Origin of the sequence: uncultured Campylobacter sp. (assembly GCF_938002845.1) — a bacterium.
In the GTDB taxonomy this organism is placed as follows: Bacteria; Campylobacterota; Campylobacteria; order Campylobacterales; family Campylobacteraceae; genus Campylobacter_B.
Window position 1 is genome coordinate 1 of the sequence record NZ_CALKZP010000019.1, and the last position, 10,429, is coordinate 10,429.

The 10,429-nt window shown below is 47.0% G+C and carries 12 protein-coding genes; 8 read left to right on the forward strand and 4 right to left on the reverse strand.

The window, feature by feature from the left end; all coding sequences use genetic code 11:
* The first annotated feature begins 69 nt into the window (after window positions 1-69).
* The 4 genes from folK to mnmA all read left to right on the forward strand — a co-directional run bounded on the left by folK (window position 70) and on the right by mnmA (window position 3,533).
* Window positions 70-606, forward strand: a complete 537-nt coding sequence (gene folK / locus Q0224_RS02690; protein WP_297948920.1) for a 2-amino-4-hydroxy-6-hydroxymethyldihydropteridine diphosphokinase — start codon at window positions 70-72, stop codon at window positions 604-606.
* Window positions 588-1,784, forward strand: a complete 1,197-nt coding sequence (locus Q0224_RS02695; protein ID WP_297948922.1) for a P-loop NTPase — start codon at window positions 588-590, stop codon at window positions 1,782-1,784. Before folK ends, Q0224_RS02695 begins: the two co-directional genes overlap by 19 nt.
* Window positions 1,785-1,899: 115 nt before the next feature.
* Window positions 1,900-2,505 carry a TIGR00730 family Rossman fold protein gene (locus tag Q0224_RS02700; RefSeq protein WP_297923974.1) on the forward strand — a complete coding sequence of 202 codons (606 nt, stop codon included), beginning with the start codon at window positions 1,900-1,902 and terminating at the stop codon, window positions 2,503-2,505.
* Window positions 2,502-3,533, forward strand: a complete 1,032-nt coding sequence (mnmA, locus tag Q0224_RS02705; protein ID WP_297948924.1) for a tRNA 2-thiouridine(34) synthase MnmA — start codon at window positions 2,502-2,504, stop codon at window positions 3,531-3,533. Before Q0224_RS02700 ends, mnmA begins: the two co-directional genes overlap by 4 nt.
* Before the next feature lie 510 nt (window positions 3,534-4,043).
* Here the strand turns inward: mnmA and Q0224_RS02710 are convergent.
* The 3 genes from Q0224_RS02710 to luxS all read right to left on the reverse strand — a co-directional run bounded on the left by Q0224_RS02710 (window position 4,044) and on the right by luxS (window position 7,072).
* Entirely contained in the window at window positions 4,044-5,501 is a 1,458-nt protein-coding gene (locus tag Q0224_RS02710) for a DKNYY domain-containing protein (protein ID WP_297948925.1), read from the reverse strand.
* Window positions 5,502-5,664: 163 nt separating this feature from the next.
* On the reverse strand, window positions 5,665-6,003 hold the full coding sequence (locus Q0224_RS02715) for a cupin domain-containing protein (RefSeq protein WP_297948926.1): 339 nt from the start codon (window positions 6,001-6,003) through the stop codon (window positions 5,665-5,667).
* Between the two features lie 565 nt (window positions 6,004-6,568).
* Entirely contained in the window at window positions 6,569-7,072 is a 504-nt protein-coding gene (luxS, locus tag Q0224_RS02720; RefSeq protein WP_297948928.1) for an S-ribosylhomocysteine lyase, read from the reverse strand.
* 105 nt (window positions 7,073-7,177) lie between these two features.
* Here luxS and Q0224_RS02725 point away from each other — a divergent pair, with 105 nt between their 5' ends.
* Window positions 7,178-7,387, forward strand: coding sequence for a 4-oxalocrotonate tautomerase family protein (locus tag Q0224_RS02725; protein WP_297901984.1), 210 nt, complete (start codon window positions 7,178-7,180; stop codon window positions 7,385-7,387).
* 323 nt (window positions 7,388-7,710) lie between these two features.
* On the opposite strand, the gene Q0224_RS02730 is transcribed toward Q0224_RS02725, so the two are convergent.
* Window positions 7,711-8,124 (reverse strand): hypothetical protein, encoded by a 414-nt coding sequence (locus Q0224_RS02730; protein WP_177386822.1) that lies wholly within the window; start codon window positions 8,122-8,124, stop codon window positions 7,711-7,713.
* A gap of 80 nt (window positions 8,125-8,204) precedes the next feature.
* Between Q0224_RS02730 and Q0224_RS02735 the strand changes: the two genes are divergently transcribed.
* From Q0224_RS02735 to Q0224_RS02745, 3 genes are all read left to right on the forward strand, one after another.
* Window positions 8,205-8,894: a dUTP diphosphatase gene (locus Q0224_RS02735; protein WP_297880207.1), complete on the forward strand. Its 690-nt coding sequence runs from the start codon at window positions 8,205-8,207 to the stop codon at window positions 8,892-8,894.
* Window positions 8,895-9,291: 397 nt separating this feature from the next.
* Window positions 9,292-10,032 carry an EI24 domain-containing protein gene (locus tag Q0224_RS02740; RefSeq protein ID WP_297880205.1) on the forward strand — a complete coding sequence of 247 codons (741 nt, stop codon included), beginning with the start codon at window positions 9,292-9,294 and terminating at the stop codon, window positions 10,030-10,032.
* Window positions 10,033-10,105: 73 nt separating this feature from the next.
* On the forward strand, window positions 10,106-10,309 hold the full coding sequence (locus tag Q0224_RS02745) for a hypothetical protein (protein ID WP_297941994.1): 204 nt from the start codon (window positions 10,106-10,108) through the stop codon (window positions 10,307-10,309).
* The last annotated feature ends 120 nt before the right edge of the window (window positions 10,310-10,429 follow it).

The following is a 10,429-nucleotide window of genomic DNA, read 5'->3' on the forward strand; positions in this document are numbered from 1 at the left end:
TGGCGTGCGCATCGAGGACGTCGTGGTCGTGCGCGAAAACGGGGCTGAAATTTTAAGCGAGCAGATCCGATGAACGTGCGACTTAAGAAAAACGGATTTTACGAGTGCGCGGACGCGCTGTGCGTCGTAAAAAGCGCCGTTTTCCCGATGAGACGTCGCGAGCGCGGAAATTTTAGAAATTTATACCTGCTCGGGCTCGGCGGAAATTTAGGAGATGTCGGGCGACGCTTCGAGCGATTTTATCGCGTTTTGCAAAGCGACGCGCGCTTTTTCGTAGCGCAAAATTCCTTGATCTTAAAAAACAGGCCGTTCGGCTTTTTAGATCAGCCCGATTTTTTAAACGCCGTAATGCTCGTGCAAAGCTCTCTGCCGCCGCTTACATTGCTTAAAATCATGCAGCGCGCAGAGCTACGATTTGGGCGCAAAAGAAGCTTCAAAAACGCGCCGCGCACGCTGGACGTGGATATTTTATATGCAAGCGCAAAGGTGCGTGCCTGCGAACGGCTCGCGCTACCGCATCCGGGTGTTTGCGAGCGCATAAGCGTGATTTTGCCACTTGGAGAGATGAAATTTAAAAGAGGACTGATATGCAAACTAAAATCGTAAATTTTTTAAGCGCCAAGGGCGGAGTCGGCAAGAGCGTGATTGCAGCAAATTTCGCCGAAATTCTAAGCGAGCAGGGCTACCGTACGGCGATCATAGAAGCGCCAAATTTAAACAATCAAGAGATCATCTTAAACGCTTTGCAAAGAAAGAGGATTTCGCTGCCAAGCGCCGTTGCGGTAAAAATTTCGCAAAATTTAACGCTCGTCTCGCCCGCACTTGCTTCACAAAATCCCGCGTCTTCACAAAATTCTACAAATAGCACAAATTCTATGGCGCAAAATTCTATCAAAAACGCAAGCTCTAGCGCAGATAATTACGTCGTGCAAAGCTCGCAAGACGACGAAAGTGGCGGCTCGCACAATTACGCGCAAAAACTCATGAGCTCTGATGGCAAAAACAACTCAGAAAATTCCGCCGCTGCAAATTCAATGGCAAACGCTGCAAAAAATTCTACGAATTGTGCAGCCAAAAAGCCGCATAATTGCGAAGATGGATGGAATTTTACAGAATCAGAAAGCTTAGAGAATTTTAAAAGCGATGATTTCACCAAGCAAAATTCAATCCCTGACGAGAATTCTCAAAATTCCACAAGTGGAGATGAAAAGAAAAATTCCGCCCGCTCATCAAATCCCGAAGAAGCCGGAAATTTCGCAAACGCAAAAGCTCACGAAAGCCCCGCTCGCTTCGCAAGCGAGCTGAAAGAGGCGGGAATCTTCGATTTTATTTTGATCGATGTGGGGCTTGAGTATCTTGGAGATTTTTTGAGCATCGGCGACGAAAATATCGTGCTGTGCGCGAACGAACCCTGCTCGATCAGCAACACCTACGCGCTTTTAAAAACGCTCGGGGCGAGCAAAAAAGAGGCTTTGTTTTTGCTAAATTTTACCGCGAGCGAGGATGATGCCGTGATGATCTACGACAATCTAAAGTCGGTTGCACACCGCAATATAAGCAAGCTGGGCTTTAAACTGCTAGGCTTTGTGCCGTTTTGCAAACAAGTAGCCATCTGCTCACAAAATCGCGCGCTTTTTAACTCACACTATCCGTTTTCGCCCGCTACTATCGCGCTTAGACAGAGCGTCTCGCGATTTCTGAGCAAACAGGGCTTGGAGCCTATCGATATGAGCGCTTATCGAGGCGTCGGCGGATTTTTACGAAAGCTTAGCAACCTAGTATGATTTACGATGAGATTTTAAATCACGCAAATTCTACTATTTTAAACGGAATTTTAAAAATTTAATGCTATTCTTAAAGTTAAAATTTTAAATAATATACACAAAAGATAGATTAATCATGCAGTTGAAAGAAATTTTAAAAGACATCAAAATTGCCCGCGATAATCTCAAAAACGTGGGCAAAAGCGCCACGATCTTCGGCTCGGCGCGCTTTAGCGAGGACAATCGCTACGTAAAAGACGCCCAAAAGCTCTGCGAAGGGCTCGCCGATTTAGGATATTCGATCATCACCGGAGGTGGCGGCGGCATTATGCAAGGCGCCAACCGAGGCGCATTTGCGAGAGCAAGGACGCACAGCGTGGGCTTTAACATCATGCTGCCGTTTGAGCAAAAAAGCAACGGCTTTTTGACGCAGGGCGCGAAATTTTCGGCATTTGCGCCGCGCAAAGGCGCCCTCATCGAAAACAGCGAAATTTTCGTCATCTTTCCGGGCGGATTTGGGACGCTGGATGAGTTTTTTGAAATTCTAGTGCTGGTGCAGACGGGCTTTAAACGCGCACGGATCTATCTTTACGACGAGGAATTTTACGCGCCTTTGATGGAGTTTTTCCGCACTTCGCTGCTAAAATCTGGCGCGATAAACGAAAGCGATCTGCAAAATTTTAAGCTCTGCGACAGCGTGGATGAAATTTTGGCAGATGTGCGACGTAAGGAGAACGAATGAAAATTTTAGTCGCGATGAGCGGCGGCGTGGATAGCTCAATGTGCGCGAAGCTACTGCAAGACGCGGGGCACGAGGTGCAGGGCTGCTATATGAAGCTGCACGCAAAGCCCGGCTATCACGAGGCAAACATCGCCAAAGTCCGCAAAGTGGGCGAGTTTTTGGGTATAAAAATCCACATTTTGGATCTGCAGGATGATTTTAATCGCGATGTTTACGAGCCCTTCGTGCAGGCCTATATAGGCGGTCTTACGCCAAATCCGTGCGCGCTGTGTAATCGCCGCATAAAGCTCGGCAAGCTCTTGGAATTTGCGCGCGAGCAGGGCTTTGAGCGCCTAGCTACGGGGCACTACGTCCGCATCGAGGATGGGCTTTTAAAAGCCGCTGTAGATCTTAGCAAAGATCAGAGCTATTTTTTAGCAAACATCGATCCTGCCGCGCTTAAGTTTATGCTCTTTCCTCTTGGAGGGATGTATAAAAAGGACGTCAAAGAGGCCGCGCGCGCCTATACGGAGCTTTCGCAGATCGCCTCTGCGAGCGAAAGCAGCGAGATCTGCTTTGTAGATACCACCTATATCGACGTTTTGAACCGCCACACGGGTACCAAAATGCCCGGCATCGTGCGCGACCGCGCGGGCAACGCCATCGGTACTCACGAGGGCTATATGCATTACACGATCGGCAAGCGCCGCGGTTTTACGGTGCACGGCGCGCATGAGCCGCACTTCGTACTAAGCATCGACCCGCACAAAAACGAGATCGTCGTGGGCGGTAAGGAGGAGCTGGCGACCTACGAGTTCGACACCGAAAATTTTAACGCCTTTTTAAGCAAGGATGAAATTTTAAATATGCCGGGTCTCGGCGTTAAGATCCGCTACCGCAGCGCCAAACTCCCCGTTAAAATTTCGCCTCGCGAAGACGGCGGCGTGCATGCCGTGCTGTCCGCACCCGCAGCTGGCATCGCTCCGGCGCAACTCGCGGTTTTTTACGACGAGCGCGACCGCGTAGTGGCAAGCGGATTTATAAAATAGCGCTTTATTTTGCTTTACTTAAAGCTCGCGGGTCTGCAAAACGGCGCTTTGATCGCGCCGCTTGATCTGCACTCGCTCTGTTAAATTTCATATCGAAATAAGATATTTGCGCTTTTGAATCCAAGCCGCTAAATTTTATCTTGCGAGCTCGGTGCGCAAGTTTTATGCGCGTAGCTTTGCGATTGAGCCTTTTAAATTTACGCTCTGTCGCCGCGTTGCCCGCACTGCTAGCAAAATTTACAAAAGCTGCGGTGCTAAAATAAAATTTACGGCGATGCCTTATCCAAGCGCGCCGTGACGCGAAAATCGCGACCGATATAAAATATTTCGCGCGTCGTCGCGACGGCGCGAAACGAAATTTGCGCGCTCCCTCTAAAGGAATTTGCGATTAAATTCTAAACCTACGCTAGAGCCCACGACTACATTTAAATTTTAAAAATTTATGCCGAAATAAAATCAAATTTAAAATTTAGCAGCACTTTCCATGCTTGAATTATGCTTAAATCGCGGCTAAAATTCCACCCGCGTCTTTACCTCAAAAAGCAGCTCGCCGTCCACCGCCTCAAGCCCGCCGCTCTTTATCATCTCGCGAATTTTACTCGTGCCGATGCCGCTTTTTTGAAGCAAAATTTCAACCAAGTCTAAATTCCTGATCTCATAAATGCACCGATCTATCAGCTGCGAAGAGCCCAGATCGTCGAAGTAGAAAAATCGCCCGCCGTTTGAATAGACCCAGCCGTATAGTTCGCCGTGCACGCCGCCGACCCTGCGCCATTCGTGCGGCAGATCAAGCGCGAAAAGTCCGCTTTTGCGAGCGACCAGCCTGCGAGTGCTGCGACCGCCGCCCCAAACTTCGGCGCCTTCTAAAAAATATATCCGCTCGCCGCTTTGAAATACGCTGCCGCTAAGCGCGTGAGCCTCGCCCGCAAAGGGATTGTCTGCCGCGCGCTTTTGCTTTCCGTCATTCTCGTCGAAATAATAGATGCCGCCAGAGGAGGCAAAAAATAGATGGTTTGAATGCGCAAGCTGCCTATTTAGCGGAGTATAGGGCGCGGCGGCTGGGTCAAATTTTAAATCGTTCGCAAAAACGTCGCCGCCTTTCGCATCCCACAAAAAATAGCTCAACCGCTGCCTCAAAAGTTCGTAATGCCCGCCGTTATCGCGCGCGTCAAGGCGCAGGTTTTTAAAATACACGTTCGCGCCGTCCGCGGCATAAACGTCGCTCGCTCTGCCGTCGCTTCCCTCTATCTGGCGCAGGCTCGCGGCATCGGCGCCCGGCAAAACCTCTCCCTTATAAAACGCGCGCGAGCCCTGCGCAGCGTAATACACGCCCGCGATTTGGCGCAGATCCGTGGCGTCCACTCGTTTAAATTTATAGACGTAGCTTTGCGGCTTGGGCGCATCCCAAAAAATATGCGCCAAGGTTTCATAAGTGAGCTTAAGCGCCCCTAGCGCGTCGTTGGGTACCGCCTCGCCGTCGCAAAAATAACTAACTTGCCCGTCGCTTACGTATCCGAACGCTACGGCTTTCGTGCGTGTGGGCTCTAGCTCGCTCATCGCGATATTGCCGCAATATACGGCGTTTTTATCCGCGGCGACGTTAGAGCGGTAGCCGTAGCCGAAATCCAAAACCCGAAAGCTCGCCGCGTCCACGCTCGGTATCGCAAAATAGCCCGCGCCCACCACGAGGGCGTAAATTTCATCTCCTTTTTTATAAAAATCGCTGTATTTGATCTGCTCGTCGTCCCGCGGCGAGTAGTCGTCTGCGGAATTTATAACGGCAAACAGAGCTAGCACGCTAAAAGCCGCGAATACAAATGTCGCACCAAGCACGATCTTGCGCCAAAGTGGCATGCCTCGAGGCGCGTCTCGCACCGGCTTACGATCTGTTTCTGCCTCGCGCGCCCTAGCTTTGCGCTTCTTTTGTGCGCGCTTGCCCTTTGGCTCTTGCGTAAAATCTTCATACATCTTTTGCCTCAAATTTAATCTCGCCGCAGATTGCGCGGCACTTGAAATTGTACAAAAGCGCGGCTAAATTTATGAAATTTAACGCTACGGACAAATTCTGATTCAACTCTTTGCGGCGCTAATTTATTTTACGAATACCACAAAATCTCTGGCAAATTTTAATTCAAAGCGCTTCGTAGCCGCACGGAATCGGCGCCGTAACGCTTGCAAACACAAAATCCTCATCGCCCGTATTTTTCATACCGTGGCACTCCCCGCTTTTGGAAATGATTAGATCACCCGCACAGATCGGCACCTCCTCACCCTTGCTCGGATAAAACACGCCGCGTCCGCTTAAGCAAATCCACACGTCATCGCCACCGGGGTGAATATGCGGCGCTACGACCTGGCCGCGTTTGACGATCCAAACCGCGCCGCAAGTGGCCTCCGTAGTAAAAAATGTCGTTTTTACGGCTCGCTCGTCGCTACAAATAGCATCTTTTATATGAAAAATTCTTTGCATTTTCGCTCCTTTAAGTTCACCGCATCCGGTGCGGTTTCGGCGGAATTTTAGCATCCTTTTCGTGCAGCGAAAGTGAAATTTCAAGCGCCAAACTCGCAACGCAACCTTAAATAAAAATTTTAAATTCACATTTTACTGTGCGATTTTTTTGGAGGATTGAAGATCGCATCTAAAAGTAAGAAGGCGCATAAGCGTGGTATTTGCGGATAGAATTTCTGCTTTAATTTAAGACGGAATTTTAAAAATTCCTCTAAATTTAAAACTGCTCTGCTAGATAAATTTATTAAATTTGATATGAGCTTTGCTTGCGCGCTTTTGCTACCCAGATTAAAGCCAAATCGTAGCTTTTATCAAAGACCTCGCATGGCGCAGACTTTACAGCAAGCTCCAAGTCGGTTCATAAATAAATGCTACCTCCGGCTTGTTTTAACAGATACGCATTTTTGCGCCTCGAATTTTTGCACATTTTACGATAATATTTTATGGTGCGTTATACACTGATCGCGGAACAAGCGGTGCCCAAAGAGATAGTGCTAGATTTTGCACTATCTCTTAAATTTCAAAACTATTTTATCTTGCTTGGATCCAGTGCGATCTCGTCGTTTTTGATCACGCCGATCCCCTTATTTAGCACGTTTTGCGCGATCTGTTTAGCTTCAGCTAGCGAGTGCATCGCGAAGGTGCCGCATTGAAATTTATTCAGTTCGGGGATCTCTGCTTGAGAGCCCACGCCCAAAATATCCTTCATACTCGCGCTCCACGCCGCTGCGACGGCACTCTCGCTAGGCGCGCCGATCACGCTCATATAAAAGCCCGTGCGGCACCCCATCGGCGAAATGTCGATGATCTCGACGTCTGCGCTATTTAGGTGCTCGCGCATAAAGCCTGCAAAAAGATGCTCCAGCGTATGGGTGCCGCGCTCGCTCATGATCTCTAAATTCGGACGGCAAAACCGCAGATCAAAGACGCTGATCTTATCGCCGCTTTTGGTGCTCATGCTCTTTGCGAGCCGCACGCCAGGGGCATTCATGCGGGTATGATCGACCTTAAAACTATCTAATAATGGCATATTTTCTCCTTAAATTCAGATCACGGCGATTTTAACATAAATTTTGCACTTTTAGGCGCACAGACGAAATTTTAGTTACAATTACGTTTATTTTAAGGAGAATTAATGCCCTACATAAACGTCAAAATCACCAAAGAGCGCGGCGGCTTAAGTCGCGAACAAAAAGCAAGGCTCGTAAAAGACCTAACCGATGCCCTGGTAGCCGTGCTAGGCAGGGGCGAGAAAACTACGGTCGTGACGATAGACGAAATATCCACTGACGACTACGCGATCGGCGGACGGCTAGTAAGCGAAATCAGGGAGCGGCAGAGCTAAGCTCGCGCGTCAAGCTAACTTTGAAAAGTCAAATTTTAGAATTTTAAAATTTTCACACAAAATTCTATGCGGCAGGCTCCGCTTTTAAGGGAATAAAATTTGCGACAACCTCAGCTTGCAAGATGAAATTTTACGCTAAATTCCATGCTGTAAAATTCCAAAAACCAACCGAGCGGAAATTTTAAAGCGGGTCTAATGGTGAAATTCTTTGAAAAAACCGGCAAGATAGAATTTATGCAAATTTCAAAATCTTACTAGATAAAATTTAAGCCTCGCAAAGTTTAAAATTTCGCAAAATATAAATAGACAATATTCTTAGCGAGCTAGCGCTCCCAAATTAGCTTTTTGCCGAAAGTTAGAGTATTATCGGTCATTTTCATCCAATCGATTCTGATCGTAAAAAAATCGGTCTCCATCGCGCGCGCAAACGGGAAGCGCTTAAGATATAGCGAGGTTTCGCGCTCATCCGCGCTACGGATATGGCCGCAAATCTGCACGCCTTTGATCCTGCCTACAAATTTCGTATCCAGCGCGACTGTAGCCGCAACTCCGCGGTTGGCAAAGACTGCTTTGATATGCTCGGAGTCGCTCGCGCTTGCGATGATGAGCTCCTTATTTTGCGGATCGTAGGCATAAAATGCACTGCAGCAATATGGCAGATTATTGCGCAAAACTCCGAGAGATAGGAGTTTCATCCTGCCTAAAAACTCGTCGAATTTATCCTGAGCGGCACACATTTTAAGCCTCCTTTTTACTAAATTATACAATGATTTTCTTTTATTAGCTATAATCGCGAGCCAAAATTAGGAGAATTTTTATGGAAAATTATAAAAAAGTAAAAGAGATGTTTTTGATGCAGCAAGCCCTAAACGACGAAACAAATGGCGTGGGCTGGGAGGACGGCTATACAAAAAACGGCAAACTTATCAACTGGAAGCGCTGCATTTACATGGAATGCGCAGAGCTCATCGATAGCTTTGCGTGGAAGCATTGGAAAAATATCTCTGCAGCGCCGGACGTGAATAATATCGTCATCGAGATCGTTGATATTTGGCACTTCGTGATGAGCTATATTTTAGAGCAATATTACGGCGGCAAAGACATCGACCACATCGTAAGCGACGTCACGGCAGTAAGCGGATTTGCGGAGTTTAGCTCCTACGCCTACGATGTGCGCGAATACAGCATCTACGAAATCGTAAACGACATCGAGCTCATAATCCACGAAACGAGCGGCTTTGAGCTGCAAATCGGCGAGCTGCTGACCGATTTTTTTCGCGTGGCGATTAAATGTGGCGTGAGCTTAGACATTCTTTTTGCCAAATATATCGGTAAAAACGTGCTAAATAAATTCCGCCAAGACCACGGTTACAAAGAAGGCGGCTACCGCAAAATCTGGGGAGACCTTGAAGATAACGAGGTGCTAATCGAGGCGCTATCAAAAGGCGCAGTAAGCGCAAACGAAATTTACGAGCAATTGCAAAAGATCTACGACGCGACGAAGTGAAGTCGTGGGTTTGCGCGCGAGATTTCCCTTTGAAATTTTGAAATTTCATCTATAAAATTTCGGCAAGCAAATTTTAAAAAAGGGCTTTGATTTGGAATTCTGCAATTTTGAGCCTGAAATTTTATGCAATGCTTTGCTTGCATACAAGTGGCAAAATTCCGCGTAGCAAGCAAATAAATATTCGCAGCAGGCAAAATCTTTACGCACTATAAATGAGCAGATTAAACGCGGGCGGGTAATCAAAGCATAAATTTCATATTATAATGCGAGATGAGCCGGCTAAAGCAAGCGAATGAGCCAAGTGGGCGGATCAATGAGGCGCTTTCGTGCGGTAGCCAAATTGCTCAGCTCAAATTCCGTCGCAAAAGTCGCTAAAATAACGCAAATAGGAGCATACATGGGTAGAATTTTTAATTTGGCAAAGCAGGATTTTTTTACGCGCAAGTTTATTTTGCTCTCGCTATTGCCGCTTGTGTGCTCGCTCATAATCTTAGGTACGCTCGCATTTTTCGGCGGCAAAGAGCTTTTTGACGCGCTTTCGCAGGGCGCGCAAAGCGGCGATTTTAGCTTCTTGGACGAGCAGCGTTTCCCGGTAATTGCAAAAATTCTAAGCTTTACTGCTACGAAGTGGATTATCGGCGCGATTTTTTCGGTGTTTGCCAGCTTTGCAGTACTGATGCTTAGCGTGTTTTGTGCGCTTATCATCGCGGCCTTTTTGACGCCCGCAGTCACTAAAGAGATCAACGCCCGCCACTACCGCCTAATCCGCGCGGATGAAGCGAGCACGGCGCGAGTGCTAAAGCTGATGAGCCTTGAAATTTTAAAATTTTTAGCGATTTTATTTATCTGCTCGGTGCTTTTGTTTGTGCCGGTAATAAATTTATTCATCATCAACGTGCCGTTTTTTTATATCTATTACAAGCTGGTTCTAATCGACGTCGCTTCAAATGCGTTAAGCGCGAAAAGCTTCGAGCGCTCTTATAAAATGGGCGGCGGATATAAATTTGCTCTAAGCGCTTTTATTTTTTATCTGCTGTGTTTGATCCCGCTGGTAGGATTATTTTTCCAGCTATTTTTCATCATCTTTTTGACGCACATAGTGTTGATAGACGAAAGCGCCCGCAATAAAAATCGCTAAAGATTAACTAAAATCAATGAAAAATTTTGAAATTTTCATAAAATAGTGCGAAATTTTTTAAGAAAGGATTTCTATGAAATCAGGCGATATTTACATTTGCAATATATGTTCGCTCAAAAGCAGCGACGATGAAAACGCGGTCTTTATCAAGGCGCATAAAAACGGCGAGACGGTGCATATCTGCACATCCTGCATGCCTAGCGTCATCCACGGCTCAGGCATGGTCGTAAAAAGCAACTCCGAGATCGAAGAAGAGCTTCAAGACGCTACAAACTAGCTGCTAGCACGACTTACCGCGGCGCGTTTTAATTTGTTTATTAATCTGCGCGCCGCAAAATTCCAAAATTCCAAAATTCCAAAATTCCAAAATTCCAAAATTCCAAAATTCCAAAATTCC

Excerpts from the sequence above, each read along its gene's own strand:
- luxS (WP_297948928.1), bottom strand. The coding sequence starts at position 7,072 with ATGCCATTATTAGATAGTTTTAAGGTCGATCATACCCGCATGAATGCC.
- Q0224_RS02710 (WP_297948925.1), bottom strand. The coding sequence starts at position 5,501 with ATGTATGAAGATTTTACGCAAGAGCCAAAGGGCAAGCGCGCACAAAAG.
- mnmA (WP_297948924.1), top strand. The coding sequence starts at position 2,502 with ATGAAAATTTTAGTCGCGATGAGCGGCGGCGTGGATAGCTCAATGTGC.
- Q0224_RS02730 (WP_177386822.1), bottom strand. The coding sequence starts at position 8,124 with ATGTGTGCCGCTCAGGATAAATTCGACGAGTTTTTAGGCAGGATGAAA.
- Q0224_RS02735 (WP_297880207.1), top strand. The coding sequence starts at position 8,205 with ATGGAAAATTATAAAAAAGTAAAAGAGATGTTTTTGATGCAGCAAGCC.
- folK (WP_297948920.1), top strand. The coding sequence starts at position 70 with ATGAACGTGCGACTTAAGAAAAACGGATTTTACGAGTGCGCGGACGCG.
- Q0224_RS02695 (WP_297948922.1), top strand. The coding sequence starts at position 588 with ATGCAAACTAAAATCGTAAATTTTTTAAGCGCCAAGGGCGGAGTCGGC.
- Q0224_RS02700 (WP_297923974.1), top strand. The coding sequence starts at position 1,900 with ATGCAGTTGAAAGAAATTTTAAAAGACATCAAAATTGCCCGCGATAAT.
- Q0224_RS02745 (WP_297941994.1), top strand. The coding sequence starts at position 10,106 with ATGAAATCAGGCGATATTTACATTTGCAATATATGTTCGCTCAAAAGC.
- Q0224_RS02725 (WP_297901984.1), top strand. The coding sequence starts at position 7,178 with ATGCCCTACATAAACGTCAAAATCACCAAAGAGCGCGGCGGCTTAAGT.
- Q0224_RS02740 (WP_297880205.1), top strand. The coding sequence starts at position 9,292 with ATGGGTAGAATTTTTAATTTGGCAAAGCAGGATTTTTTTACGCGCAAG.
- Q0224_RS02715 (WP_297948926.1), bottom strand. The coding sequence starts at position 6,003 with ATGCAAAGAATTTTTCATATAAAAGATGCTATTTGTAGCGACGAGCGA.